A 25815-nucleotide genomic window follows, 5' to 3' on the forward strand; every position below is an offset into this window, starting at 1 on the left:
CATTGCGTGAGTTCACGGTTCCCCCCTTGGCGACGGCACCCCCTGTCGGCGGGCTGGCGGATGCCGTGTTCGACCACGCCCAGACCGATCCGGGCCGGGTCGCCCTCGGACGCAAGGACGACGAGGGCGAATGGCACGACGTGACGTCGGCCGAGTTCCGCGACGAGGTGCTCGCCCTCGCCAAGGGACTGCTCGCGCAAGGGGTCCGGTTCGGCGACCGCGTCGCGATCATGTGCCGTACCCGGTACGAGTGGACGCTCTTCGACTTCGCCCTGTGGGCGGTGGGTGCCCAGTCCGTACCCGTCTACCCCACCTCGTCCGCCGAGCAGGTCCTGTGGATGATGCACGACGCCGAGGTCTCGGCCTGCATGGTCGAGCACGAGGACCACGCCATGACGATCGGCTCGGTCATCGACCGCCTGCCGCACCTCAAGCGGCTGTGGCAGCTCGACAAGGGCGCGGTCGACGAGCTCGTCGCGGCGGGCGCGCACATCGACGACGAAGTGGTGCACCGGCACCGCAGGGCGGTCACCCCGGAGTCCACCGCCACGGTGATCTACACCTCCGGCACCACCGGCCGCCCCAAGGGGTGCGTCCTCACGCACGCCAACTTCATGTACGAGACGGAGACGCTCGTCGGCCGCTGGGAACCCGTGTTCCACTCGAAGCCCGGCGACGAGGCCGCGACGCTGCTCTTCCTGCCGCTCGCGCACGTCTTCGGCCGGATGGTGGAGGTCGCCGCGATCCTGGGCCGGGTGAAGCTGGGCCACCAGCCGGTGCTCCAGGCCACCGCCCTGATCGCCGACCTCGCCTCGTTCCGGCCGACGTTCATCCTGGCCGTCCCGTACATCTTCGAGAAGGTCTTCAACGCCGCGCGGCGCAAGGCGGAGGCGGCGGGCAAGGCCGGGCCGTTCGACAAGGCCGTCGACGTGGCGGTGCGGTACGCGGAGGCCGTGGAGCACCGCGCCTTCGGTCTCGGCCCCGGCCCGTCGGCGAGCCTGCGACTGCAGCACCAGTTCTTCGAGAAGGTCGTCTACACCAAGGTCCGCGAGGCCATGGGCGGCCGGGTACGGCACGCGATGTCGGGCGGTTCGGCCATGGACCGCAGGCTCGGCCTGTTCTTCGCGGGTGCCGGCGTCACCGTCTTCGAGGGCTTCGGGCTGACGGAGTCCTCCGCCGCGGCCACCGCCAACCCCCCGGAACGCACCAAGTACGGCACGGTCGGCCAGCCGATCCCGGGCACGACGGTGCACATCGCCGAGGACGGCGAGGTGTGGCTGCACGGACCGCAGGTCTTCTCCGGCTATCTCAACGATCCCAAGGCGACGGACGCCGTACTCAAGGACGGCTGGCTGGCCACCGGCGACCTCGGGGCGCTGGACGAGGACGGCTATCTGACGATCACCGGGCGGAAGAAGGAGATCCTGGTGACGTCGGGCGGCAAGAGCGTGTCGCCGATCGGGCTGGAGGAGCGGGTGCGGGCGCACCCCCTGGTGGCCCAGTGCATCGTCGTCGGCAACGACCGCCCCTACATCGCGGCGCTGGTCACCGTCGACCACGAGGCCGTGGAGCACTGGCTCGCGATGCGGAACCGGCCGCCGATGGCGCCGGTGGACCTGGTGCGCGACCCGGACCTGGAGATGGAGATCCGGCGGGCGGTGGTGGCCGCCAACACCCTCGTGTCACAGGCCGAGTCCATCCGGACCTTCCGGATACTGGCGCATCCGTTCAGCGAGGAGCACGGACTGCTGACGCCGTCGCTGAAGCTGAAGCGCAAGGCGATCGAGACGGCGTACGCGACCGAGGTGGACGCGCTGTACCGCTGAGTCGTCGGCCGCGGCCGGGCGCCGGAACACCCGGCCGCGGCCGCCGGGGCGCCCTTTCACACGAGTTGGTAGGCCCGGAGGCCGGTGAGCAGCAGATGGCAGTTCTGCAGCGAGCCCGAACCGTCCCCGAGAGAGCGGTAGATGCCCCACTTGGGGCGGACCCGGTCGGCGAGGAAGGTGTCGACGCCGTTCCTCGACCCGTCGACGACGGTCGTGCCGCCGTTCTTCAGGATCCAGCGGACCGAACCGGCCGAGCCGTTGCCTATCCCGATCCTGAAGTCGACGTCGATCCACCTGTCGTGCAGGGGAGCCAGGTCGGTCCGGCCGACGAGCGTGTCGGACTCGAAGAGCTTGAGCTCGATCGTCTGCACGCCGTTCACCCGGCGCAGCGACTGCACGACGATCGGCGAGGTGCCGGTGCCGGGCTGCTTCATCTGCATGATGTGGGTGAAGGACGTCGTGGCCTTGAGCGCGGCGGGGATGTGCATGGAATACGTGAGCCGCCAGGTCTCCCCCGGCAGCCACCTCAGGTACGAGGATCCGCTGCGGCAGCCGCTGACCTCCTGGCGCTGGCGGTCGGTGCCGGTGTCGCGGTCCGCGGTGTGCATCGTGAAACGCCAGTTGTCGCCCTCGGTGCGGATGTGGGGACTGCCGGCGGGGTGCGAGCCGGCCCGGTCGTCCTCGACCGTCTCGAAGGCCCTCAGCCCGTCGGACCGTGCGGAGGGAGACCAGCGCAGCTGCCATCCGGCGGCGGACGCCGGTGGCGCCGCGGCCGTTGCGGCGGCGAGGGCGCTGCCGAGGACGGCGCCGAGCACGGTTCGCCGCGAGGCGCCGCGGACGGCGGACGACGAGGTGGGGCGCGACGGGCGGGACGGCTGCGACGGCTGCGAGGAGTGCTCGGGGTGCTGCACGGCGGTGCCTGCCTTCCTGAGAGGTGGGGTTCAGGAGCCCCCGGTCACCGGAGCGCGGTGAGACAGGACCGAACGCGGCGTTCACATTCATGTACCACGTTCAGCAGTGTGCAATAGAGTCGCGGCAGACGGACCGACGGTCAATGGTTCCGACCGATTCCGCGGCGGGAGCGGGCCGAGGAGACAGCCCTTCCGCGATCGGGAATGCGTCCGCCGAAATGATCGTTGACCATGGGAGCAACACCCGACCGACGTAAGGATCGACCGCTCGTGAGCAAGGTCCCCTCCATCACCCTCAACAACGGCGTCGCCATGCCGCAGCTCGGCTTCGGCGTGTGGCAGGTGCCGGACGACGAGGCGGCGAAGGCCGTCGGCACGGCCCTGGAGGCCGGCTACCGCAGCATCGACACGGCTGCCGTCTACGAGAACGAGAAGGGCACCGGCAAGGCCGTCGCGGCCGCCGGGATCCCCCGCGAGGAGCTCTTCGTCACCACCAAGCTCTGGAACCGCGAACAGGGGTACGACTCGACGCTCCGCGCCTTCGACGCCTCCCTGTCCCGACTCGGCCTCGACTACGTGGACCTGTACCTGATCCACTGGCCGGTGCCGTCCAAGAACGCGTACGTGGACACGTACAAGGCGTTCGAGACCATCCTCGCCGAGGGCCGTGCCCGGGCCATCGGCGTCTCCAACTTCCTTCCCGAGCACCTGGAGAGGCTGCTCGGCGAGACCTCGGTCGCCCCGGCCGTGAACCAGATCGAGCTGCACCCGCAGCTGCAGCAGACCGAGTCGCGGGCCGTCCACGCCAAGCACGGCATCGCCACCGAGGCGTGGTCGCCGCTGGGCTCCGGCCGCGGGCTGCTGGAGGTCCCGACGATCGTCGCCGTCGCGCAGAAGTACGGAAAGACCCCGGCGCAGGTCGTGCTCCGCTGGCACCTGCAGCTCGGCAACGTGGTGATCCCCAAGTCCGTGACGCCGTCGCGGATCCGGGAGAACATCGACGTCTTCGGTTTCGAGCTGGACGACGACGACCTCGCCGCGTTCGCCGCCCTGGACGAGGGCCGGCGGCTGGGCCCCGACCCGGCGACGTTCGACATGGGCGCCTGACACACCGGCAGGACCGGAAGCCGGGCCCGGCGCGGCCGCCGTCGAGGCGGCCGCGCCGATCTGCGTCCGCGACCGGGTGCGCGCGTCCGGTGCGGGCCCGAACCCGCTGCGGACGGCCGGCATTCGCCGCCTGCGGCCACCCAAATTCTGCTTATGCTTCTGCCGTGTTCGACTCCCGGTACATCAGGACTTTCCATGAGGTGGTCAGGACCGGCTCGTACTCGGCAGCCGCCCGCTCGCTCGGCTACACCCAGCCCGCGGTCAGCCAGCAGATGAAGGCGCTGGAACGGGATGTCGGCACTCCCCTGTTCACCCGCGTCGGCCGGGGCATCAGGCTCACCGAGGCCGGCGAGGCGCTGACACGGCACGCCGGGACGATCCTCGACAGCCTCTCGGCGGCGCAGCAGCAGATCGACGCCATCGCCCGGCTGCGCTCGGGACGGGTGCGGGTGTGCGCGTTCCCCAGCGCCTGCGCGACCCTCATCCCGGAGACGATGGCCGCCCTCGCGGCGGAACACCCCGGCATCCGCATCGAGTTGACCGAGAGCGAGCCACCCGAGTCCCTGCGGCTGGTGGCCCGGGGCGACTGCGACATCGCACTGGCCTTCAGCTACCCGGGCCACACCGCCGAGGTCCCGGACGAACTGGCCGAGGTGCCGCTGCTGGAGGACCCGCTGACGGTGCTGCTGCCCACCGGGCACCCGCTGGCGAGACGGCGGGCCGTGCGGCTGGCGGATCTCGCCGGCGAGCGGTGGATAGCGGGATGCCTGCGCTGCCGCGCCAACTTCCTGCACGCCTGCGCCGAGGAGGGCTTCGCACCCGACATCGCCTGCACCACTGACGACAACCTCGTGATGCAGAGCCTCGTCGCGTCGGGCGTGGGCATCGCGATGGTGCCGCAGCTCGTGCTGTCGTTCCTGTGCCATTCCAAGGTGACGGGGCGGATCGTGGAACCGCACACCCGCCGCCGGGTCGGTGCGTACGCGCTCCGGGAACAACTGCGCATCCCGGCCACCGCACTGGTGCTGGACCGTCTCGTCGCGGTCGCCGGGCGCAAGGTCGGCTGCTGAGCCCGGGGCCTTCTGGGCTGGGCTCGGCTCGCCCGGGCGGCCCCCGTCCGGGGGCCGCTCCGCGGGGCGCCCCCGCCGGACCGCTCTCCCCATCCATAAGCGGACGTTGAGGACCCTGCAAGCGATCGTGCTTGGACGCCCCGGGACGGGCGGGCGGACGCTGCGGGCATGACGACTGCGAACCCGGCCACCGTCACCGCTCCCCCCACGACCGCCCGCCTCCGCTCCCTGGTGGCGGAGATACGGGAGACCGTGAACCGCGGCCTTCCTCCCGAGCCCACGGCGTACATGGTGGCGGAACGGCTGCTGCCGCACCTCGGCAGAACCGATCTGCTCACCGACGCGCAGTGCGAGGGCGACCCGGGGAACTACCGCCAGCACGTTCTGCACGCCGAGCGCGACGGCAGCTTCTCCGTGGTCGCCCTGGTCTGGCTGCCGGGCCAGCGCACGCCCGTCCACGACCATGTGTCGTGGTGCGTGACGGGTGTGCACCGGGGCGAGGAGCACGAGCGGCGCTACCGGCTGGTGCCGCACGGTCCGACCGCCCGGCTCGTCGCCACCGGGGACGTGGTGAACCCGGCCGGGACCGTCGCCGCGTTCGCCCCGCCCGGCGACATCCATCTGGTGAGCAACTCCGGGACGGAGCCGGCCCTGTCCCTGCACGTGTACGGCGCCGACATCGCCCGCCTCGGCACCAGCATCCGGCGCGTCTACGACCTGCCCGCCGACCGGTGACGGCCCTCACCGGCTCCAACACCCGACGCTTCGCACCCCGGCAGCGGCCCGCCGGCCCGGCCGGGCCACTGCCGGGTCTCGTGCTCGCCGCGGCCGGCGTGGCCGCGGCCTGGCTGGTGCACCGCGCCGTGCCCGCCCTGCCGATGCTCACCGCGGCCGTCGTCCTCGGCATCGCCGCCGCCCACACCCCGTGGCTGGCCGCACGGGTCCGCGGCCGCTGCCGCGGGGGACTGACGCTGGCCGCGAAGCGTCTGATGCGCGCGGGGATCGTGCTGCTCGGGCTCAAGTTGAGCCTGGCGGACGTGCTGGGGCTGGGGTGGGCGACGGTCGCGATGGTGCTGGCCGTGGTGGCGGCCACCTTCTGCGGCACCTGGTGGCTCGGCCGGAGACTGGGGCTGCGGGGCGACCAGCCGCTGCTCATCGCCGCGGGCTACTCCATCTGCGGAGCCTCGGCGATCGGGGCCGTGGGCTCGGTGCACGACAGCGACGACGAGGACGTGGTCACGTCCGTCGCGCTGGTGACGCTCTGCGGAACCCTCGCCATCGCCGTCCTGCCCCTCCTGCACGGGCCGCTCGGGCTCACCGACGCCGAGTTCGGGCGGTGGGTGGGCGCCGGCGTCCACGACGTGGGTCAGGTCGTCGCCACCGCCCAGACGGCCGGACCGGTGGCACTGGGCGAGGCCGTGCTGGTGAAACTCCTCCGCGTGGCGCTCCTGGCACCGCTGGCCGCCGTGCTCGTCGTCGCCGCCCGCCGTCGCGGCCGCGACGCCCCCCGGTCGGGGCGGCCACCGCTCGTCCCGCTGTTCGTCGTGGGTTTCCTGGCCGCGGTCGCCCTGCGCAGCACGGGCCTGCTGCCCGAGCAGGCCCTCGCGGTGGCCGGTACGGTCCAGGAACTGCTGCTGGCCGCCGCGCTGTTCGGCCTCGGCAGCGCGGTCCATCTGCCGTCCTTGTCCCGCACCGGCCCCAAGGTGGCCTTGCTCGGACTGACCGCCTGGGTGCTCATCGCGACGGCGGCGTACGCGGGGGTCCTGCTCACCGCCTGACTCCGGGGCGCCCGCGCCGGCCGCCGCTTCGCGTGCCCGAGGAGACGCGGGCGCTGTGGCCCTCGGGGGCTTGCAGGGAGTCAAGGTGCCGGCTTCCCTGGGATCTTGAGACCACGAGCAGCCGATGGCAGGCTCGTGCCGCATGATCGATGAATTCGCGAAGGACAACCTGCACGGGAGACTGCGGCGGGACCGCAAGGCGCTGCTCTGGAAACTCGACGGCTTGTCCGAATACGACGCCCGCCGACCTCTGACAGCGACCGGGACCAACCTCCTCGGCCTGGTCAAACACGTGGCCACCGTCGAGGCCAGGTACTTCGGCGAGGTCTTCGACCGCCCTTCCCCGGAACCGCTGCCCCGATGGCAGGACCACGACGGCATCGATCAGTGGGCGACCGAGGACGAGACCCGCGATCAGATCATCGGGTTCTACCGGCGCACGTGGGAACACTCGGACGCGACGATCAACGAGCTCCCCCTCGACGCCCCCGGCCACGTGCCGTGGTGGCCGGAGCCCTATCCCAACACGAACCTGTTCGCCGTCATGGTCCATGTCCTCGGCGAGTCCATCCGGCATGCCGGGCACGCCGACATCCTGCGCGAGGGCCTCGACGGCCGGACCGGGGTGCGCGCCGAAAACGAGCAGCAGATCGACGAGGAAGCCCGTGCAGCCTACTGCGCCAAGATCGAGCAGGCTGCCAGGTCGGCCGCACCAATCGAGGCTTAGAGGTCGTCTCACGTGACTCGATGTTCGAGCGGCACGATGCCGGTCGTGGGTGCTGACCTGTCGAAGCGTCCGGTTCCCGATGAACAGCCGGCCGCCCCGTTGCTGCCGTCGTTCACGGCTCGTCCGCGAGACGGCGGGACCGCCCCGTGTGACGAGCGGGCCGTGTCACGGCAGTGGTGTACGCGCTGACCAGCGGCTGTGCCTGGCGGCATCTGCCGCAGGCGTTCGGCACGTCGCCCGCCACCGCGCATCGCCGCTTCACGGTGTGGACCGTCCGAGACGAACGAAAGGGCTCGCACTTCCACGCCTTGCTCGGCCTGGCCGCCGCCTGACCTGCTACAGGAAGCTCGCGAAGCTCACCACGTGAGACAACCTCTCAGCCGCGCCGGGCCGTGTGCACGGTGCGGACCGCCAGCATGAAGCAGTCCGGGCGGTGCATCAGGCCCTCCTCGTCGTCCGGGTCGAGCAGCCGGTCCAGTACGGCGGCGTCGTCCGCGTCCAGCCGTCCCTCCAGGGCCCCGCGCTGCCAGGAGAGGCCGGAGACCAGTCCTTCGCGCACGGCGTCGGTGACCGGGGCCGGCACGTCGAGGAGGAAGGAGCGGGTGAGGGTCGGCGTGAGGCCGGCGGCCGCGAGCAGGGCGCGCCAGTTCTCGACCTCCGGCTTCGCGCCGGGCAGTGCGGCGCGCATGTCGGCGAACCAGGCGGCCGCGGCTGCCTCGAGCCGGCTCTCCAGGCCGGGCCGTCCGATGCCGATGTCGCGCGGCAGATGGCGAGCCGGCAGTCCGCCCTCGAGCAGCGCGAGCAGCCCTCCGGGACGGAGCAGCCCGGCGAGTCCGGTGAGGACGGCGCGCTGGTCACCCACATGGTGGAGGGAACCGCTCGCCCACACGAGGTCCGCCGGGCCCAGCTCGGCGATGCCCTCGGGGAGTTCGGCGAGGCGGGTGCCGACCCGGTCGCCGAGGCCGGTGCGGTCGGCACGGGCCCGGGCCAGCTCCAGAAGGCCGGGGGTGGCGTCGACGGCGACGACCTCCGCCTGTGGGAAGACCTCGGCGAGCAGGCAGCTGACCGCGCCGGGGCCGCTGCCGATGTCGAGGACGCGGCGCACGGATCCGGCGGGGAGCTGCTCCCGCACCCAGTGCGCGACCTCCTCGTACAGCGGGAGGCTGAGTGCGGCCTCGCTTTCGAGCAGGGTGGCGAACTCTTCCCAGTCGATGTGCGTCGTGTCGTGGCCGTGGTGGCCGCCGTGGGCATGGCCGCCGGCGGGGGTTTCGTGGTCGTGAGGACTCATGGCGTCAGCGTGCGCGCCCGAGGACCGGCTTGGCGAGTTTTCTTGCCGTTCCGGCAAAACACGGCGGGCCGCGGGCGTGCGGAGGTGGTGCCCGGGACCCGGTGCGGGCGACTGCGTCCGCACCGGACCGGCACCCATGACGCATGGCGGGTGCCCGGCGCGGGCACCGGCCGGGGGCGGGCACCCGCCACCCGGCGGGTGCCCGCGCGGCGGTGCGGCGCCCGGACAGGAGCTGTCAGGAGGCGGCGGCGCGGCGCAGGGCGATGACGCGGTAGCGCGGTTCGGGGCGGGGTTCGTCCGGGGCGGGCAGCCCGCAGAGTTCGGCGGCGAGCTTCTCGGCGACCGGACCGCGGGCCGTCAGACGGGAGGCGTAGTCCCCACGGAGCAGCGCCTGGGCGGTGCGCCGGGGCGATCTGCCCTGACCGTGCCCGGTGAAGCGGGTCTCCCCGGCCGGGGCCAGGCCGTGCGCCGCCCCGAACGCCTCGATGCGCTCGGCCCGGTCGTACGGGGCCAGGGCCCGGTACGGGGCGAGGACCGCCTCGATGTCGTCGCCTGGACCGTGCGCCGCGTCCATGTCCACGGTGGTGACGAACACCCCGCCGGGGCGCAGTACGCGTGCGGCCTCCGCCACGACGGCCCGCGCGTCGCGCACCAGGTGCAGCAGCCACACCGAACTGACCGCGTCCACCGACGCGTCGGGCAGCGGCAGCCGGCGCGCGTCCGCGAGGATTACGCGCGGGACCCGCCCGGCTGCGGCCCTGGCCATGCCGGGCGCGGAGTCCGCGCCCAGCAGTCGCAGCCCGGGCCTGGCGAGCCGCTCGGTCACCAGGCCGGTGCCGCAGCCGACGTCGAGGAGCGACCGGGCCGGGTGCGGAACGAGGGAGAGCACCGCCGCGGCGGCCGCGGCCGCTCGGTGCACCCCTCCGCGCACGGCGTCGTAGAGGGCCGCCTCCAGGTCGTGGTCGAGCAGCGCGTCACGGCCGGCACCGGCGGAGCCGGCCGAGTCGCGGGACTCTTCGTCGTGCAGCACGGTCAGCTCGCGCCGTGGCTCGCCGCGACGGCTTCGACGCGATGAGCGAGCTCGAAATCCTGTTCGGTGATCGCACCACCAGCGGAATGCGTGTTCACCGTCAGATTGACGGTGTTGTACCCGAGCAGCAGATCGGAGTGGTGGTTCAGTTCCTCCTGGATCTGGGCGACGTGGACGACGAGCGCGGTTGCCGCGAAGTGGCTGCCGAGCCGGTAGGTGCGGGCGATCCGGTCGCCTTCCTGGGACCAGCCTGGCAGTTCACGCAGTCTGTCCTCGATCTCCTTCTGGGACAGCGGCTCTGTGGGCATGGGCGGGCTCCCTCCGGATGTGTCTGTCGGCGACGTTACGGTTCACTCATGACAACTGTCGCGCCCGACACGGGAGTAGGGCCACTACTGCGCGGCTGGCGGGAGCGGCGCAGGCTGAGCCAGCTGGAGCTGGCGCTGCGTGCCGGATCCTCGGCCCGTCACATCAGTTTCGTCGAAACGGGCAGGTCCCGGCCCAGCGAGGAGATGGTCCTGCGGCTGGCCGAGCAGCTCGACGTGCCGGTGCGGGACCGCAACGCGCTGCTGCTGGCGGCCGGTTACGCTCCCCGGTTCGCGCGGACGCCGCTCGACGACCCGGCGATGGACTCCCTGCGAGCGGGTGTGGAGCAGCTGCTGCGCGGCTACGAGCCGTATCCGGCTCTCGTGGTCGACGGCACCTACTCGGTCGTGGCCGCGAACCGGGGCATCGCGATGCTCATGGAGGGCCTTCCGGAGCATCTGCTCACGCCTCCGCTGAACGCGATGCGGATCACCCTGCACCCGGAGGGTCTCGCCCCGAGGATCCGCAATCTTCGCGAGTGGCGCGGCCATCTGCTGGCCCAGATGGAACGCCAGATCGCCCTGGTCCGCTCGAAGGAGCTGCGGGAGCTGTACGAAGAGGTCGCCGCCTACCCGCTCGCGGTCTCCTCCGCCGCCGGGGTGGCGGCGGAGGAGACCGCGGACGGCGGGGCCGGCGGGGCCGATGCGCCGTACGCGTCCTTCGCGCTGCCGCTGCGGATCGAGCACGACGGCAGGGTCCTGTCGTTCGTCTCGTCGATCTCGACGTTCAACACGCCGATGGACGTGACCGTCGCCGAGCTGGCCATCGAGACGCTGCTGCCGGCCGACCCCGCGACGGTGGAGTACCTGCGGTCCCTCACGCCGTAGCCGCGGCGCGCAGCGCCGACCACTGCAGGGCGGCGAAGCAGGCGACGGTGAGCGCCTGGGCCGGTACCCAGACGGCACCCGCCGTCGTGGGCTCCAGCCAGAGCACCACCGCGGCGATGCCGAGGAGCGCCCATGCCGCGTTGACGTCGACGACGGCCCGGACGGCGGTGGCGGGCGGCTCCGACCGTGAGGCCAGGAAGCCGATGCCGGCGGCCACGGCGACGAGCAGGGCGCCGAGCGCGGCGAGCAGGCCGCTGTCGATGCCGAGCAGCCGTCCGAGCGGCCCCGGGGCGACGAGGTAGGCCGCTCCGTTGAGGCCCGTGACGACGGCGTCGAGGGCGAGGAAACGGCGCAGCGTTCCCCGCGGGTCGGTGGTGCGGGAGAGGCCGGCGAGCAGGGCCTGGGACATGGCGGATCAACCTCCGTCGAGGTGGTGGGAGCGGGTCGGGACCGGGCGCCGGACCGAGTGCGCCGCTGCGCTGCCCGGGGCCCGATGCCTTCACGATGCCGGGGAAGGGTCACGGGGTCGATTACCCGGGAGGTCATGAAGGGGTCAGGGGGCCATGACGGGGCCGGGGGACACACGGGCGCGGGACGTCGCGCGGGCGCGGGAGGCCGTACGGGGTCGAGGGTTCTGGCGGCGGTCTCCGCACCCCCGAGGACCAAACCGCCGGGTCGCGCGGTCGGCACCGTCGTCCGGTTCGCCGCGGCCCGCGTGCCGCGAGCCGGTCTGAGCCGCCGCCCTTGACCTCGGTGGCTCAGACCGGCGCCTGGTCCGCTTTCGCGGGTGTCGGTGGCCCGTGCCACCCGAAGGCAGTGCCGGACGGCCCCGTGCGGATGGCGGTACGGGCCCTCCGTGACGGCTGCGACGGCCCGGACGGGCCGGCGGGCTGCGCCGTACGCCAGGAGGCCGCCGCCGGGCGCACGGCAGGGACCGAAGCGGTGCCCGTCGCAGGGCCGGTGACGAGGGCCGCGACCGCGCTGCCTGCCGCGCCGGCCGGCAGCGGCCGGCTCACCGGTGCGACGGGGCTCTCCTGACAGGCGGTCATGCCGCCGATGGTGCCACGTCCGCATCCGGTCGGCGCGCCGGCGCGGCCCTGCTCGCGGGGCCGCGGCGGTCGGGGCGCACCGGCCCGCCGAGCCGGGGGCGGAGGGCCGCCATGCCCTCCGCCGGCCCGGCTGCGGCGGGGTCAGTGGGCTTCGTGCGCCCCCGAGTCCCGGCCGTGGGAGTCGGAGTGCTCGGGAGGTTCGGGTTCTCGTTCGGACGCTCCGGGGGTGCGGTGGTCGTCCGGACCGGTACGGACGACCTCGGCACGGATGAGGGCGTTCACGGCGGCGAGCGGGTCGATGGGCATGGCTGTCTCCTTGCGCTTGACGAGGTGTTCGAGCAGAGATGAACATCCGTTCGAGAGGCGGCACGACGAGATGCCGTTCCCGTACGGGTCCTCAGCAGCGCAGGACCACGGACCTCATGGCCGGGGGCGGGGGCGGAGGGGCGGACACGGCGACTTCGCCGACGTACGGGCCCGGGGCCGCATCCCCCGCCGGCCCGTCCTCGGTCGGCGCGCAGGTCCGTGCGGTCCGCCCCTCCGCCCGGGCGGGCGGGGGCTGTTGCGTGACGGAGGTGTCCTGCGGTGCCTCTCCCGCGGGGTCGGCGGGCACGGAGGCCGGCGGGCGATCCGCGCCGGGCGGGGTGACGGCCGTGGCGCCCGCCCGGGTCCCGAGTACGGCGACGAGCACCATCAGGACGGCGAGCACGACACGGTCGGCACAGCGCACGGGTCGGGTCACGGGCACAACCTCCTGGACATGCCAGCTGTGCCCGTGCAGCGCCCCCGACGCACCGCCGGTGCCCGGAATCCGCCCTATCGGGCTACGCCCGACCGGCCGAGTCCCCGGCACTCGCCGCCTTCCGGCGGTTCCGTGCGGACATCCACGCGTACACGAGCACACCGGCGAACAGGAACAGCACGCCCTGGTAGACGGCGGCGTAGCCGGAACCGGCGACGAGCCAGAGGGAGAAGGCCGCCGCGACCGCCGCGAGCACTCCGTCGCGCACGAGCCGGGCCGTGCTGACACGGTGCCCCTGGCCCGAGGCCAGCCAGTGGATCTGCGCCGCGGTCGACAGCAGGTAGGGAACCGTCGCGGTGAAGGTCGTGACCAGGACCAGGACCTCGAACACCCCGCCGGAGCCCGCCGTGTAGTTGTAGACCGTCAGCAGCGAGGCCAGGACGACGGTGACGAGCACCCCGGCGGTCGGCACACCGCGCCGCTTGCGGGCGAAGAACGCCGGGAAGAGGCCGTCCCGGGCGGCCGCGTACGGGGTCTGCGCGCTGAGCAGGGTCCAGCCGTTGAGCGCGCCGACCATGGAGACGAGCGCCATGCACGCCACGGCCGTACCGCCCCACGCTCCGCCGAACATGGCGTTGACGGCGTCGGAGAAGGGCGCGGTGGAGCCGGTGAGCTCGTCGTGGGCGACGGTGCCGAAGACCGCGAGGGTGCCCAGGAGGTAGATCACGGCGGCCCCGGCGGTGCCGAGGATGGTGGCGCGTCCGACGTTGCGCCGGGGGTCGCGGACCTCGCCCGCGCTGACCGCCGCGGACTCCACGCCGAGGTAGCTGAAGAGCAGGATCGCGGCGGAGGCGGAGAGCGCACCGAGGGTGCCGGAGCCACTGGCCTCGAACGGCCCGAGGTTGTCCGCGTCGAAGAAGAACAGGCCGCCGACGGCGACGAGCAGCAGCGGCACGAACTTCATGACGGTGGCGACGAGCTGCACCGCGCCGACGTAGCGGGTGCCCGCCAGGTTGGCCAGGGCGGGCAGCCACTGGAGCAGCAGCGCCGCCGCCATGGTCGCCGGCCTGGAGTCGTGCAGCGGTACGAGGACGTCGAGGTAGCCGACGGCCGCCACGGCGAGCGCGGCGTTCGACACCCAGGCGGTGATCCAGTAGGACCAGGCGGCGAGGAAGCCGGCGAAGTCGCCGAAGGCCTCGCGGGCGTACACGTACGGGCCGCCGGTGCGCGGATGGCGTTCGGCGAGTCGGCCGAAGACCAGGGCGAGCGCGATCGCGCCCACGGTGAGGACGGCGAAGGCGACGAGGCTGACCGTGCCGAAGGGGGCGACGGAGGCGGGCAGCAGGAAGATGCCCCCGCCGATGATGTTGCCCATGACGAGCGCGGTGGCGACGGGAAGTCCGAAGCTACGCGTGTGCCTGCTGCGCTTCCCGGCCGGCTCCCCGGTGGTGACGGCGGTGGGTTCGGTCCGGGGAACTGTGGTGGTCATGGGGGGTGGTGCGCCTTTCTCCGTGCAAACCCGAACATGGTCGGGGACGGTTCGGCACCCCGCCAAATCAGTCGGATTTGTCCTGCACGACCGGACCGGTCACGGGAAAAGCTTCATCCTGGCGGCCCGGCGACCGAGGATCCTCCGCCGGATCCAACGCGATCCGCGGGCCGGAGTCCTCCGCCGGACCCAGCGGGACCTGCGGGCCGGAGTCCTCCGCCGGACCCAGCGGGACCTGCGGGCCGAAGGGGTCGCCCCGGCACTCGTCCAGCCAGCGCTGCAACACGGTGTGCACCTGCTCCGCCCCGGCCGGCTCGCCGCCGCCCGGGAGTGGCTCCGACAGCTCGCGCGGCGACAGGAGGAAGGGGAGGGACTGCTCTCCGCCGAGTCCGCCGTGCGAACCGATCTGCGCCTCGAAGGCGTGCACCCGGCCCGTGGCCGGGTCGTACATCGAGTTCACCATGATGTCGGCGACGTGCGGGAAGGCGTCGGTGCGCCGGACGGCGTCGGCGGCTCCCGGCCCGAACACCGCGAGCGGCCCCGAGCCGTCGAGTCCGGCCAGCGGCAGTTCCACGGTCCCGGCCCCGTCCCGGGCGAGCACCACCGAGCCGTGCCGTTCGCTGCGCACCAGGAGGAAGCCGATGCCGGGGTGCCCGGCGAGGGTGTGCAGGAGCGCCGGGTGACGGCGGTCGATCTCCTCCCGGCTGAGCCGGCCCGGGCGGTCCGGGAAGGAGATCAGGCCCAGGTTCCCGGAGGCGAGCACGACCGGCTCCGAGCCGCGCGCGGTCCGCTCCTCGGCCGCGTCCTCGCCGATCGGGCGGTGCAGTGCGCCGAGCAGCGCGTGCCGGGCTGCGTCCCGGGCCTCGGCGCCGCTCTTCGTCCGTCCGGCGCGGCGGGAGACCGGCAGTCCGCAGCCGGCCCGGACGAGGTCCTTCAGGGTCAGCCCGTAGGCGCCCTCGAACGTCTCTCCCGGGCTCTGGCCGTGGTCGGACAGCAGGACGATCCGGTAGGTGCGGGGAGCGTGTTCGGCGACCTTCGCGATCAGCGCCACGGCCCGGTCGATCCGCTGGAGGACCTTGGCGGCGTCACGGCTGTGCGGTCCGGAGTGGTGGGCCACCTCGTCGTAGGCGACGAGGTCGGCGTAGACGGCGGTGCGCCCGGCGAGCATGTCCCCCATCACGGCGGCGACCACCACGTCCCGTTCGACGACGGTCGCGAAGGCACGGATGAAGGGGTAGAGCCCGCCGCGGCCCGTGCGCGGCCGGTCGCCCCGCATCCGTGAGCGGACGGACTGCCCGATCTCGCGGCCGACCTCCGCGACGAACGACACCGCGGTCCGGACGGCGTTGGCGGGATCCGAGAAGTAGGCGAAGTAGCCGGCCCGGGAGCGGTTGGCGCGGCCGCGGCGGGCCGCCACGGACAGGACCAGCGCGAGCTGGTCGGCGCCGCCGGTGAAGAGGTTCCCCCGGCTGGCGCCGTCGAGACTGAGGAGGCCGGCGTCCCTGGTGCGCAGGACGGCGCGGCGCTGGAGCTCGACGGCGCTGGCGGGCCGGTTGCTGACCATGATCCGGCCGGTGTCCTTCTCGTACCAGCGGAAGCCGGGCACGTCGTGGTTCGAGCCGTGCAGGATGCCGAGCTGGCTCGCGCCCGTCTGGCTGGACCAGTCGGTGCGCCAGCGGGTGAGCCGGTGCGAGGTGTCCAGCCATCGCGCGACGGTGGGCATCAGCCCGTCCTTCACGGCCTGGACGAGGACGGCGTGGCCCACGCCGTCGAGTTGGAGGAACACCGTGCCGGGAGCCGCCTCGCCCTCCGCCTGCCTGCCGCGTCTGCGGCGCCGGCGGGTGGCGAGACGGGACAGCCGCCGGCGGTAGGCGTTGTCGTCGCGGACGGCCAGCGCGGTGGAGGTGGCCGAGGCGACGGCGGACATCACGGCCGCGACCACCACGGCGGTCTCGGGAGCGGCCGCGCCGCCCCCGTCGGGGATCAGTCTCAGGGCCAGGAGCAGCAGCGAGCCGTTCAGGAAGAACACCAGCAGCCCCAGCACCAGCGCGGGCACCAGCAGGAGGGCACGCACGACCAGCGGCCACACCAGGGCGCTGAGCAGACCGAACGCGCCCGCGCCCCAGGCGGCCGTGACGGCGGTCCGCGTGATGCTCTCGCCGTCGTCCGACCGGAGCTGGAAGTCGGGCAGGATCCCGGCGAGCGCGAGCAGCGTCAGGGTGGACACCGCCCACACCACGATCACCCGCAGCAGCGCTCCGCCGGCGGCCTTCCACCGCGCCGCGCCCACCCCCGGTTCGCCCACGCGCGTCACCGCCTCTCACCTCGCCTGCGTCCAGCGTGTCACGGGGCCCGGCCGTCCGGACGCCGGGGCCTTGCGGGTCCCCCGCAGGAGGCGCGGTCCCGCGGACCGGGACCCGCACCCTGCCCGGGCCCCCGCCGCACGGGGCCGCCGATCGGCACCGGGCCTGCCCGACGGGGGCGGGGCCGGGACGTGTGGCGGGACCGTGCGGCGGGACGGAACCGCGCATCGGGACGACGACCCGCCGTGGCCGGGGATTCGGCGACCCGCCGCGGGCTCGGAATCGGGCCGGGTCTCGGAACTCCTCCGGGGCTCCGGATCGCGGACCGGACCCCGGCGGCCGGACCGGGCCCGCGAGCGGGTCCGGTGCGACCCCGTTCCCGGCCGGGGGTCAGCAGCCGTTGTAGCCCGCGGTCGGCATCGAGAGCCGGCGGTGGACGCTCGCCTTCATGGCGGCGTCGTACGCGGGCTCGTCCAGACCGGCGGTGGCCAGCCGGACACCTCGGCGCTCGCATTCGGCGAAGAACTCGGGGACGGAGGTCAGCGCGCGCGCCAGCACGCGCTCGTTGGGGGCGACGAAGAGGTCGACGAGGCCCGCCTCGACATCGGCCCACAGGCCGCAGTGGTCGGGGCGCAGCCGGTAGAAGAGCAGTTCGCGGGCGACCACGTAGCCCTTGTCCGCCGCCCAGCGGGCGCACATCGCGTGCTGGCTGCGCGTGTCGACGAGGAAGGGGTCGCTGTCGAGCTCCTCCAGCGGGGTCAGGCTCGCGATGGCCGCCACCCGCACACCGTCCCCAGCGCCTGTCATGGACCGTCCCCCTGCGTCGGCTGTCGTGGCCCGACCCTACTCGGGTACGGCCGCGCGGGGGAGGCGCACTTCGGGGCGCGCGGGAGACCGCCGGACGCCCGAGCGCCTACGCTCGTACCGGAGACGGCGGCCGGCCCGCCGAGGTCCGGACGGGGCCGGGTCGCCGGCGAGGAGGCGGTGCGTGACGGTCGAGGTCACCTGGTGGGGTCACGCCACCTGCACGGTCGAGGACTCGGGCGTGCGGGTGCTCACCGACCCGCTGTTCGTCGGCAGGCTCGCGCATCTGCGCCGGCGGCGGGGAAAGCTGCCGCCGCCCGCGGCCGCGGTCGCGGACGCCGTGGTCGTCTCCCATCTGCACTCCGACCACCTGCATCTGCCCTCGCTGGCCCGGCTCGCCCCGGGCACCCGGCTGATCGTGCCCCGCGGCGCCACACGCGCCGTCCCGGGACTGCGCAGACTGGACGGACTGCGGATCGAGGAGGTCGCACCGGGCGACGAGGTGGCCGTGGCGGACCTGCGGGTACGGGCCGTGCCCGCGGCACACGACGGGCGGCGGCTGCCGGTGGGACCGCACCGCTCCCCCGCGCTGGGCTTCGTCGTCCACGGCGCCGCGCGCACCTACTTCGCCGGGGACACCGGGTTGTTCGACGGCATGGCGTCCGCCGTCGGTCCGGTGGACGTGGCGCTCCTGCCGGTCGGCGGCTGGGGGCCGTTCCTCGGTCACGGCCATCTGGACCCGGACCGCGCCGCCCGCGCGCTCGCGGCGCTCGCGCCCCGCTCGGCGGTGCCGGTGCACTACGGCACGTACTGGCCGATCGGGATGGACGCGGTCAGGCCGCACGAGTTCCATGCGCCGGGCGACGAGTTCGTGCGCAAGGCGGCACGTCTGGCGCCGGAGGTGGCCGTGCACAGGCTGGGGCACTGCGAGAGCGTGCGGCCGGAGGTCTCCCGGTGACGCTCCAGGACGTGGTCGGTCAGCTGCCGCCGGAGTCGACCCAGCAGGCCGTCGGCTATCCGACGCTGTTCCTGCTGGTGGCGCTGGGCGCGCTGGTGCCGGTGGTGCCGACGGGAGCGGTGGTCAGCACGGCGGCGGTGGTGGCTCTCCATCAGACCGCGCCGCTCTCGGTGTTCTTCGTGTTCGTGGTCTCCGCGTCCGCGGCGTTCCTCGGGGACATCACGCTGTACTGGCTCGGCAGGCGCGGCGTCGGTTCGAGGAACGGCTCGAAGTGGCTGGAGGCGCTGCGGGCGCGCGCGGCCCCGGACCGGCTGGAGCAGGCGCAGCGGAAACTCGACGACCACAGCGGGACCGTGCTGGTGCTGTCCCGGCTGGTGCCGGCCGGACGGATTCCGGTGATGCTCGCGTGCCTGATGTCCCGGATGCCGATGGCCAGGTTCGCGCGCGGCGACGCGCCCGCCTGTCTGGCGTGGGCCGCCACCTACGGGGTCATCGGGATCCTCGGCGGCTCGCTGTTCGACGAGCCGTGGGAGGGCGTGCTGGCGGCCGTGGGCCTGACGCTGCTGCTGAGCGGGGTGCCCGCGCTGTGGCGAAGACTGCGCAGATGGCGAAGACCGCCCGGGCGCCGCTCTTCAGGCGGTCAGCACGCGTGAGCCGCCGACGGGCAGGTCCCACAGCTGCTCGCGCGGGCGGCCCGTGTGCTCCCAGGCGGTCAGCAGCCGTCGGATCGGCTCCATCACCGGCTCGGAGGAGAGCACGAAGGTGGCCCAGTGCATCGGTGCCATGTTCCGCGCGCCCAGGTCCTCGAACGCCTGTACCGCCTCTTCCGGGTCGGTGTGCACCGCGCTGAGCCACCAGCGCGGTGCGTACGCCCCGATCGGCAGCATCGCCAGGTCAATGTCCGGGTGGCGGCGGCCGATCTCCTTGAACCAGTGGCCGTATCCGGTGTCGCCCGAGAAGTACACCTGCCGGCCGCGCTGGTCGGTGAGGATCCAGCCGCCCCAGAGCGAGTGGCAGGAGTCCGTGAGCGTGCGCTTGGACCAGTGGTGCGCGGGCACGAACTCGAACCGGACGGAGCCGACCCCGCTGCCGGCCGGCAGCTCCGCCGTCTCCCACCAGTCGAGTTCGGTGACGCGGGTGAACCGTCTGCGGCGGAACCAGCCGCCGAGCCCCGCCGGCACGAACATCGGGGTGCGCCTCGGCAGCCGGGCGATGGTGGGGGCGTCGAGGTGGTCGTAGTGGTTGTGGCTGATGACGACGGCGTCGACCGGCGGCAGGTCCTCCCAGCGGACGCCCACGGGGGTGAGCCGGGCGGGGGTGCCGAGGATCCTGCGGGACCAGACGGGGTCCGTGAGCACGGTGAGCTCCCCGATCCCGACGATCCAGCTCGAGTGGCCCGCCCAGGTGACGGCGACGGTGCCCGGTTCCGCCTCCGGCAGGGTCCCGGGGGCGAAGGGCAGTTGGGGGATGTCCTTGAGCCCCGCGGCCGCGGGCCGCAGCGCGCCCTCCCTCGCCAGCCGAGCCATGGCGCGTACTCCGGGCAGCGGCGAGGTGAGCCGGTCGGCGAAGGAACGCGGCCACCGCCGGGTGAGCCCCAGCGGCCGCAGCCCGGTCACGGGCGCCGGCCCGCGCTCGGCCGCCGTGCCGGCCCCGGTGTGCGAACGGCCCTCGTGGGCGGCGAGGTCCGGGTGCGCAGGGGAGTACGAGCCGGCCCCACGGGGCCCGCCGTTCCCGCCCCCGCGTGCCGCTCCTGCCGCAGGGGTCGGGGCCCCGGGCGCCGTCCCGCCGAACGCCCCGTCCCCGGCGGCGGCTCCGGCCGGCGGGACCGCTCCGCGGAGCGCGCCGTCCGCCGCGCCGGCGCGGGACGCCGCGGACCGGTGGGCCGGCGTCAGGGCCGGGGAGGTTCCCGTGGTGCGGCGGGTGTGGGCGGCCGGGGAGGTGGGAGGGGGCTGCTCCGTCTGTTCCGTCATCTGCGGCTCCGTTCATCGCGGTGGGGGCTCGCGGGTCGCGGTCTCCGGGGCTGCGGCCTCATCGCAGTTCCCGGAGGGCCGATCCGAGGGATTTCAGCGCCTTGGCGACATGCGGCAGTTCGAGGGGGTCGTCGGCCTCGAGGGCTTCGAGGCGTTCCTCCGGGCTCGCCCCGAGGAAGGGGCCGGTGTCGACACGGACGCGCAGTGCCCCGAGTTCGTCGCCGAAACGGTGGCCGCCGGGGACCGGCGTGTGCAGGCGCTCGCTGAGGTAGTCCTCCAGCTCCATCGAGTCGGTGACGCCGAGCCCGGCGAGCCGGGCGCGCAACGGGCCCAGGTCCGCGTACAGATGGCGGCCCGCCTGCGGCGGCCCGGCGAGGGCTCCCGAGGTGAGGATCAGGTGGTGGACCGCGTCGGCGACCTTGGCGTGCAGGGCGTTCGCGCGGGCCCGCCGGGCGGTGACCGGCTCCGGCTCCTCCAGCGCGTGCGCTGCGGCCGCCGCCACCGGCCCGGCGACGAATCCCCCGAGGGCGGTGAGGATGTCGAGCACCCGGGCCCTCCGGTCCGCGGCGGGCCCCGTCGTCGGGAACCGGGCCACGGCGACCGGCCACGCGGCCGGCAGCAGGGCCCCGGACAGATCGCTGATGACGGTCACGTCGTCGGGACACATCTCGGCGGGGCTGAGCAGAGGGCGGTCGAGCGGCTCGTGCACCGTGTCGCGCCAGGTCTCGTCGCTGATGATGTGCAGCCCCTCGTCGACGGCCGCCTCGCAGGCCTCGCGGACGAGTTCGGGCGGCGCGACGGTGGCGGTGGGGTCGTCGGCGACGGACAGCAGCATGACGTGCGGGCTGCCGCCCTCCGCCCGGATCCTGCGCACGGTCTCCAGCAGGGCGTACGGATCGGGCACGCCCCCGCTCTCCGCCGAGGTGGGCACGTGGAACGCGGGGCGGCCGAGGAGCCGGGCCTGCGGTGTCCACCACGCGGGGCAGGGCCGCGGCATGAGGACGTCGCCGCCGTGCGCGGCGAGCAGCGCGAGCAGCAGCGGCTGGGCGCCGGGGGCGGCGGCGACGTCCTCGGGACGGCTGCGCAGTCCGCGCCGCCACCAGTAGCCGGCGGCGGCCTCGCGCAGGATCGGTCCCCCGCCCGGTGGTTCGGGATACGTACGCCCGGCGGCGGACGCGAGCACGTCGGCGAGTTCGGGCAGTACGGGCAGGCCGGGGTCCGGCGCGGGCGGGCCGTAGCGGACCGGGCCGCGGCCTTCCGGCTCCGTCCGCCGCATGCGCCCACCTCCCGTGCTCACGGCCCGGGAATCCCTGCCCGGCCCCACGAGCCCTTTATACGGAGGTTCGGGCCCGCCCGCCGCTCCGGGCGGGCCGTTCGGCAGTCCCCCGCCGCCGGCGTCCGGGAGCGCGCGGTCGTGCGCCGCCGCCGGCCGGCGGCCCGCTCAGAGCACGGTCACCGGATGGCGGACGGCGGCGTCGAACAGATAGCCCTGGGTGTTGTGGACGCTGCGGGCCGGCTGGGTGTTGCCGGCCGCGTCCGTCGCGCGGGCCATCAGCACCGTGTCACCGGTGCGGCGCGGCTGCCAGGGCGCCGCCCAGCGCACCCAGCCGTCGCGGCGCGGGGCGTCCCGCAGGACGGCCGGCCGCCATCGCTCCCCGCCGTCCGTGCTGATCTCCACCCGGCTCACGGGCGCCGCCCCGGACCAGGAGCGTCCGGTGAGCAGCCGGGTCCGGCCTGCGGCCAGCCTCCCCTGGAACGGCAGCTCGAAGGCGCTCTTGACCGTCTGCCGGGTCAGCGGGGCGCTGCCTCCGGGCGGATAGGCGTCCCCGAACAGCCGGTAGGTGCCGGTGTTCCAGGGCGAGTGCAGGGGTGTGGTGCTCACCTCGATGTCGCCCACCCACTTGACCGAGGCGATGCCGACCCAGGCGGGCACGACGACCCGGACGGGGAAGCCGTGGTCGTACGGCAGCGGTTCGCCGTTCATCTCGTAGGCGAGGATCACGTCGTCCAGGGCCTTGGCGAGCGGGATGGGCCGGCGCACCCGGCCGAGGGAGACCCCGCCCGAGACGTGCGGGTCGTCCAGTCCCCTCGGCATGACGTCCACCGTGTCGGAGGCCACGCCCGCGCGCCGGAGCACCTCCGCCAGGCGCACTCCGCGCCAGCGCGCGGTCCCGACGGCACCGAGCGTCCAGGAGGTGCCGGTGACCGTCTCGCCCTGCTGGGAGGCGTAGAAGCTGCGGCCGTTGCCGGCGCACTCGATGAAGGCGGTGCGGGTGACGGACGGCATCGACCGGAGGTCGCCGTAGCGGAACTCGACGGCCCGGCTTCCGATCAGGCCGCTGCCCCACAGGGTGAGCTTCCAGTCCGTCTCGCTCAGCACGGGTGTCGAGGTGTGGTTGCGGACGAAGAACCGGTCGGCGGGGGTCAGGAGCCCGGTGTCCCGGAAGGCCGCGAAGTCGGTCTCGGCGTTGGTGCCGCGAACGGTGAACAGCCCCGGCGGCAGCGGTTTGACGATGCCGGGGCCCGCCGCGGCGGCCGGTCCCCCGGTCGCCAGGGGGACGGCCGCCGCGACGGGCGCGGACGCGAGCAGCTTGAGCACGGAACGTCGGGCGGGCGTACGGGAGGAAGGAATCGGCACGGCACTCCTCGGAAGTGTGGCGGGGCGGTACGGCGGGCCCGGCGGACCGCCGGCGGTGCGACGCTGAATGCGGCCGCTCAGGGTGAACAGCCCGGGGAAGGGCGGAGAAACGGCAGAAAGCAGAAGATTCCGAAGCAAGCCGAAACGCACTCGAACTGGCGGGAAGCGGCCGGAAGCACCGGCCGGCGCGAAGACCGGGAGGGAGCGGCGGGCGCGAACGGGAGGCCGGCCGCCGGGAACGCGGAACGGTGGAGGCGGTGGGCCGCGCGGGCGGTCGGCGACAGTGACAGCGGCAACAGGCGCGCGGCGGCGGAAGGCCGGGCCTGACCGCGGCAGGGGCGGCGCGGGCCACGAGGTCCTGCCTGTCGGCGGTCGTGCCGTGAGCCCGGTGCCGCGTCAGCGGATCGGGCGGAACGGTGCCGGTCGCATCCAGCGCGAGGGGGAGCGCGACGGAGGGTGGGACGTCACGGACGGCGCCCCAGCAGGCAGAGCAGCTTCGTCTGCGGGTCGGCACCCTCCGGCGGTTCCACCGCGGGCGCGAACATCCCGCTCCCGGCGAGCTCGGCGGCGTACGGTGCCACCTCCCCGGCGGCGAAGCCCACCAGCGCCTCCGGGAGGGCGTCGTCGGCGCCGATGGCCCGCGAGAGGTCCCACGCGTGCACGATCATGTCGGCCGTCATCTGCGCGCAGTAGGCGGCGACGGTGCTCTCTCCGTACGACAGCCCGACACCGCGCTCCAGGGCGCCGGGCTCGCGGAAGGCGGCCTTGGCGGCGGAGGCGGCCCGGTCCCAGGTGACGGCGGGATGCCCGCCGAGCACGTCGCCGTCGTAGGAGTCGCCGACGTCGGCGACCGACCGGCCCTCGCCGACCAGGGGCGGCACCCAGAGCTGCTCGGCGGTCACATGGTTGACGAGATCCCGTACGGACCATCCGGTGCAGGGCGTCGGCGCGTCCCACTGCTCCGGGCGGACGGCGTGGACCCGTTCCGTGAACAGCCCGAGGGCCTCGGCATGCCGGTCCAGCAGGGGATTGTCCATGGGATCCACTGTGCTCCGGCCGTCCGGCCGCCGCGAACGCACGCGGGGCCACCCGGTCGCGGGCGGAGGCCGCCGCACCGGCAGGGCCCTGCGTTCCCGGAAATCCGGGCCCGCGCCGCGGCTGCTCTGCGCGGCGCGGGTGGCATGTGCGCGGGGGCCGCTTGGATCGCGGGGAGGCGGGGTACCCGCGTTCCATGCCGGCCTTCCACCGAGACAGAGCGCCGCAGTCCGCCGCGCACTCGCTCCCCCAGTCCTTCACCCGCGCCGTGTCGCGCCTGGTGTCCGTCCCCGAGGGGCTGCCGCAGCGCACGCCGCGCGGCCGGCGGATCGCCTCGACGCTCACGGGATGGGACCGCGGGGTCCTCCACGCCGTCGCGAACCGCCACTGGCCGGGTGCCGACCCCGTGCTGCCGAGGCTCAGCAGGGCCGCCGACCACGGGCTCCTGTGGTTCGGCACGGCCGCCGGGATGGCCGTCTTCGGGCGCGGCGCACGGTCGCGGAGGGCCGCGGTGCGGGGTGTGGCCTCGCTGGCGCTCGCCTCCGCGACGATCAACACCGTGGCCAAGCGGTCGGTGCGCAGGGCGCGCCCGATCCTCGACACCGTGCCGCTCGTCAGGCAGCTGAAACGGCAGCCGTTCACCACGTCCTTCCCCTCGGGGCACTCGGCGTCCGCTGCGGCGTTCGCCGCGGGAGTGGCGATGGAGTCGAAGGGGTGGGGGGCTGTGGTCGCGCCGGTCGCGGCGGCCGTCGCGCTGTCGCGCGTGTACACCGGGGTCCACTATCCGAGCGATGTGCTCGTGGGGGCGGCCCTCGGTGTCGGTGCGGCGTTCGCGGTGCGCGGGCTGGTGCCGACCCGCGACCAGTTGCCGCCGCCGGGGCGGCCGCACACCCGGGCGCCGCGGCTGCCGGCCGGCAAGGACCTCGTCGTGGTCGCCAACCGCTCCTCCGGGTCCGGCGGCGGACCGCTCGGGGCGCTCTCGGCGGGGGACGACGCCACGGCACTCGTCCGCGACGCACTGCCGCTGGCGCGGATCGTCGAGTGCGCGCCGGAGGAGATCGAGAGCGCTCTGGAGGAGGCGGCCGGGAGCGGCTGCCGGGCGCTCGGCGTGCTCGGCGGGGACGGCACGGTGAACCGCGCGGCGACCACCGCGGCCCGGCACGGCCTGCCGCTCGCCGTGTTCCCCGGCGGGACCCTGAACCACTTCGCGCACGACCTCGGTCTCGAGACCGTGCACGACACCTGCGAGGCCCTGACGTCGGGCGATGCGGTGCGGGTCGACCTGGGCCGGTTCACCCCGGGCCCGGACGGCGCGCGGGAGGGCCACTTCGTCAACACCTTCTCCCTCGGCGTGTACCCGGAGATGGTGCGGATCCGCGAGCGGTGGGCGCCGCGGATCGGCGGCTGGCCCGCCGGTGTGCTGGCAGCCGTGCGGACCCTGCGCGGCGAGCACCCGCTGGAGGCGGAGATCTCCGGGCGCAGGCGGCCGCTCTGGCTGCTGTTCGCCGGGAACGGCAGTTACCAGCGCGTCGGCCCGACCCCCGGGCGCCGCTACGACCTCGCCGACGGGCTGCTCGACGTACGGGCGGTGCACGGCGGCCGCTTCCCCGGTGTACGGCTGTTCGCCGCGGCCCTCGCGGGCCCGCTGAGCCGGTCGCCGTTCCATGCCGCGGGACGGCTGCGGAAGCTGCGCATCTCCGGCCTGGCGCCGGGCTCACTGCTCGCGTACGACGGCGAGATCGCCGGAGCGCCGGCGGACCTGACGGTGGACAAGCTCACGGAGGCGCTGGTCGTCTACCGTCCGTCGCCGGCCTCACCGCTGCTCTGACGGGCCCCGTCCCGCGCGGCCCGGGTCCGGCGACCGTTCCGGAGCCGGGTGGCGCGCGGGTGCCGCTTC

25 protein-coding genes are annotated in these 25815 nt (G+C 74.3%); 11 read left to right on the forward strand and 14 right to left on the reverse strand.

The genetic code is table 11. From position 1 onward, the window contains the following. Positions 1–26 precede the first annotated feature (26 nt). Positions 27–1826: an AMP-dependent synthetase/ligase gene (locus tag BLT82_RS27770; protein ID WP_093659694.1), complete on the forward strand. Its 1800-nt coding sequence runs from the start codon at positions 27–29 to the stop codon at positions 1824–1826. Between the two features lie 56 nt (positions 1827–1882). Here the strand turns inward: BLT82_RS27770 and BLT82_RS27775 are convergent, their stop codons facing one another. Beyond that, complete coding sequence (locus BLT82_RS27775) at positions 1883–2641, reverse strand: Tat pathway signal sequence domain protein (protein WP_093659840.1); 759 nt, start codon at positions 2639–2641, stop codon at positions 1883–1885. Between the two features lie 366 nt (positions 2642–3007). On the opposite strand from BLT82_RS27775, the gene BLT82_RS27780 reads away from it, so the two are divergent. From BLT82_RS27780 to BLT82_RS37615, 6 genes are all read left to right on the forward strand, one after another. Then, positions 3008–3844, forward strand: coding sequence for an aldo/keto reductase (locus tag BLT82_RS27780; RefSeq protein ID WP_093659696.1), 837 nt, complete (start codon positions 3008–3010; stop codon positions 3842–3844). Positions 3845–4008: 164 nt separating this feature from the next. After that, positions 4009–4914 carry a LysR family transcriptional regulator gene (locus BLT82_RS27785; protein WP_093659698.1) on the forward strand — a complete coding sequence of 302 codons (906 nt, stop codon included), beginning with the start codon at positions 4009–4011 and terminating at the stop codon, positions 4912–4914. Between the two features lie 168 nt (positions 4915–5082). After that, on the forward strand, positions 5083–5649 hold the full coding sequence (locus BLT82_RS27790) for a cysteine dioxygenase family protein (protein ID WP_093659700.1): 567 nt from the start codon (positions 5083–5085) through the stop codon (positions 5647–5649). Continuing rightward, positions 5646–6692: a YeiH family protein gene (locus tag BLT82_RS27795; RefSeq protein WP_093659702.1), complete on the forward strand. Its 1047-nt coding sequence runs from the start codon at positions 5646–5648 to the stop codon at positions 6690–6692. The genes BLT82_RS27790 and BLT82_RS27795 overlap by 4 nt, the downstream gene beginning before the upstream one ends. 142 nt (positions 6693–6834) lie before the next feature. Next, complete coding sequence (locus tag BLT82_RS27800) at positions 6835–7419, forward strand: DinB family protein (RefSeq protein WP_093659704.1); 585 nt, start codon at positions 6835–6837, stop codon at positions 7417–7419. Between the two features lie 176 nt (positions 7420–7595). Further along, positions 7596–7751, forward strand: coding sequence for a transposase (locus tag BLT82_RS37615; protein ID WP_208868060.1), 156 nt, complete (start codon positions 7596–7598; stop codon positions 7749–7751). 44 nt (positions 7752–7795) lie between these two features. Here the strand turns inward: BLT82_RS37615 and BLT82_RS27810 are convergent, their stop codons facing one another. The 3 genes from BLT82_RS27810 to BLT82_RS27820 all read right to left on the reverse strand — a co-directional run bounded on the left by BLT82_RS27810 (position 7796) and on the right by BLT82_RS27820 (position 10045). Then, complete coding sequence (locus BLT82_RS27810; RefSeq protein WP_093659706.1) at positions 7796–8707, reverse strand: class I SAM-dependent methyltransferase; 912 nt, start codon at positions 8705–8707, stop codon at positions 7796–7798. A gap of 235 nt (positions 8708–8942) precedes the next feature. Continuing rightward, a complete protein-coding gene (locus BLT82_RS27815; protein WP_093659842.1) occupies positions 8943–9677 on the reverse strand; it encodes a class I SAM-dependent methyltransferase in 735 nt (244 codons plus the stop codon). Between the two features lie 62 nt (positions 9678–9739). Further along, complete coding sequence (locus BLT82_RS27820; RefSeq protein WP_093659708.1) at positions 9740–10045, reverse strand: 4a-hydroxytetrahydrobiopterin dehydratase; 306 nt, start codon at positions 10043–10045, stop codon at positions 9740–9742. Positions 10046–10093: 48 nt separating this feature from the next. Between BLT82_RS27820 and BLT82_RS27825 the strand changes: the two genes are divergently transcribed. Then, positions 10094–10930, forward strand: coding sequence for a helix-turn-helix domain-containing protein (locus BLT82_RS27825; protein ID WP_093659710.1), 837 nt, complete (start codon positions 10094–10096; stop codon positions 10928–10930). On the opposite strand, the gene BLT82_RS27830 is transcribed toward BLT82_RS27825, so the two are convergent. The 6 genes from BLT82_RS27830 to BLT82_RS27855 form a co-directional block, all read right to left on the reverse strand. Beyond that, entirely contained in the window at positions 10920–11339 is a 420-nt protein-coding gene (locus BLT82_RS27830; RefSeq protein ID WP_093659712.1) for a hypothetical protein, read from the reverse strand. The two genes, BLT82_RS27825 and BLT82_RS27830, sit on opposite strands and share 11 nt — an antisense overlap. Positions 11340–12120: 781 nt before the next feature. Continuing rightward, the gene (locus tag BLT82_RS37325) at positions 12121–12285 is read right to left on the reverse strand and encodes a hypothetical protein (protein ID WP_167746106.1); all 165 of its coding nucleotides are present in this window, start codon (positions 12283–12285) and stop codon (positions 12121–12123) included. Positions 12286–12376: 91 nt separating this feature from the next. Next, positions 12377–12721 carry a hypothetical protein gene (locus BLT82_RS27840; protein WP_093659716.1) on the reverse strand — a complete coding sequence of 115 codons (345 nt, stop codon included), beginning with the start codon at positions 12719–12721 and terminating at the stop codon, positions 12377–12379. 82 nt (positions 12722–12803) lie between these two features. Next, positions 12804–14210, reverse strand: a complete 1407-nt coding sequence (locus BLT82_RS27845) for an amino acid permease (protein WP_093659718.1) — start codon at positions 14208–14210, stop codon at positions 12804–12806. Positions 14211–14277: 67 nt separating this feature from the next. After that, a complete protein-coding gene (locus BLT82_RS27850; protein WP_244529667.1) occupies positions 14278–16500 on the reverse strand; it encodes a phage holin family protein in 2223 nt (740 codons plus the stop codon). Positions 16501–16903: 403 nt separating this feature from the next. Then, positions 16904–17320: a recombinase family protein gene (locus BLT82_RS27855; RefSeq protein ID WP_093659720.1), complete on the reverse strand. Its 417-nt coding sequence runs from the start codon at positions 17318–17320 to the stop codon at positions 16904–16906. A gap of 181 nt (positions 17321–17501) precedes the next feature. Between BLT82_RS27855 and BLT82_RS27860 the strand changes: the two genes are divergently transcribed. Together BLT82_RS27860 and BLT82_RS27865 are read left to right on the forward strand one after the other, a co-directional pair. Further along, positions 17502–18275, forward strand: coding sequence for an MBL fold metallo-hydrolase (locus tag BLT82_RS27860; protein WP_093659722.1), 774 nt, complete (start codon positions 17502–17504; stop codon positions 18273–18275). After that, on the forward strand, positions 18272–18928 hold the full coding sequence (locus tag BLT82_RS27865; RefSeq protein ID WP_093659724.1) for a DedA family protein: 657 nt from the start codon (positions 18272–18274) through the stop codon (positions 18926–18928). The genes BLT82_RS27860 and BLT82_RS27865 overlap by 4 nt, the downstream gene beginning before the upstream one ends. Here the strand turns inward: BLT82_RS27865 and BLT82_RS27870 are convergent. The 4 genes from BLT82_RS27870 to BLT82_RS27885 all read right to left on the reverse strand — a co-directional run bounded on the left by BLT82_RS27870 (position 18908) and on the right by BLT82_RS27885 (position 23920). After that, positions 18908–19891, reverse strand: a complete 984-nt coding sequence (locus BLT82_RS27870) for an MBL fold metallo-hydrolase (protein ID WP_093659844.1) — start codon at positions 19889–19891, stop codon at positions 18908–18910. The two genes, BLT82_RS27865 and BLT82_RS27870, sit on opposite strands and share 21 nt — an antisense overlap. 412 nt (positions 19892–20303) lie before the next feature. After that, a complete protein-coding gene (locus BLT82_RS27875) occupies positions 20304–21521 on the reverse strand; it encodes an aminotransferase class I/II-fold pyridoxal phosphate-dependent enzyme (RefSeq protein WP_093659726.1) in 1218 nt (405 codons plus the stop codon). A 165-nt stretch (positions 21522–21686) separates the two neighbouring features. After that, positions 21687–22877 (reverse strand): sulfite oxidase, encoded by a 1191-nt coding sequence (locus tag BLT82_RS27880; protein ID WP_093659846.1) that lies wholly within the window; start codon positions 22875–22877, stop codon positions 21687–21689. Positions 22878–23347: 470 nt separating this feature from the next. Continuing rightward, entirely contained in the window at positions 23348–23920 is a 573-nt protein-coding gene (locus BLT82_RS27885; RefSeq protein WP_093659728.1) for a TIGR03086 family metal-binding protein, read from the reverse strand. A gap of 194 nt (positions 23921–24114) precedes the next feature. Between BLT82_RS27885 and BLT82_RS27890 the strand changes: the two genes are divergently transcribed. Then, positions 24115–25746, forward strand: coding sequence for a bifunctional phosphatase PAP2/diacylglycerol kinase family protein (locus BLT82_RS27890; RefSeq protein WP_093659730.1), 1632 nt, complete (start codon positions 24115–24117; stop codon positions 25744–25746). The last annotated feature ends 69 nt before the right edge of the window (positions 25747–25815 follow it).

It is taken from the genome of Streptomyces wuyuanensis (assembly GCF_900103455.1).
GTDB lineage: Bacteria > Actinomycetota > Actinomycetes > Streptomycetales > Streptomycetaceae > Streptomyces > Streptomyces wuyuanensis.

Coding starts and splice junctions, on each gene's coding strand:
- BLT82_RS27790 (WP_093659700.1), top strand. CDS start 5,083: ATGACGACTGCGAACCCGGCCACCGTCACCGCTCCCCCCACGACCGCC.
- BLT82_RS27800 (WP_093659704.1), top strand. CDS start 6,835: ATGATCGATGAATTCGCGAAGGACAACCTGCACGGGAGACTGCGGCGG.
- BLT82_RS27810 (WP_093659706.1), bottom strand. CDS start 8,707: ATGAGTCCTCACGACCACGAAACCCCCGCCGGCGGCCATGCCCACGGC.
- BLT82_RS27820 (WP_093659708.1), bottom strand. CDS start 10,045: ATGCCCACAGAGCCGCTGTCCCAGAAGGAGATCGAGGACAGACTGCGT.
- BLT82_RS27825 (WP_093659710.1), top strand. CDS start 10,094: ATGACAACTGTCGCGCCCGACACGGGAGTAGGGCCACTACTGCGCGGC.
- BLT82_RS27830 (WP_093659712.1), bottom strand. CDS start 11,339: ATGTCCCAGGCCCTGCTCGCCGGCCTCTCCCGCACCACCGACCCGCGG.
- BLT82_RS37325 (WP_167746106.1), bottom strand. CDS start 12,285: ATGCCCATCGACCCGCTCGCCGCCGTGAACGCCCTCATCCGTGCCGAG.
- BLT82_RS27845 (WP_093659718.1), bottom strand. CDS start 14,210: ATGACCACCACAGTTCCCCGGACCGAACCCACCGCCGTCACCACCGGG.
- BLT82_RS27855 (WP_093659720.1), bottom strand. CDS start 17,320: ATGACAGGCGCTGGGGACGGTGTGCGGGTGGCGGCCATCGCGAGCCTG.
- BLT82_RS27875 (WP_093659726.1), bottom strand. CDS start 21,521: ATGCGGCGGACGGAGCCGGAAGGCCGCGGCCCGGTCCGCTACGGCCCG.
- BLT82_RS27885 (WP_093659728.1), bottom strand. CDS start 23,920: ATGGACAATCCCCTGCTGGACCGGCATGCCGAGGCCCTCGGGCTGTTC.
- BLT82_RS27890 (WP_093659730.1), top strand. CDS start 24,115: ATGCCGGCCTTCCACCGAGACAGAGCGCCGCAGTCCGCCGCGCACTCG.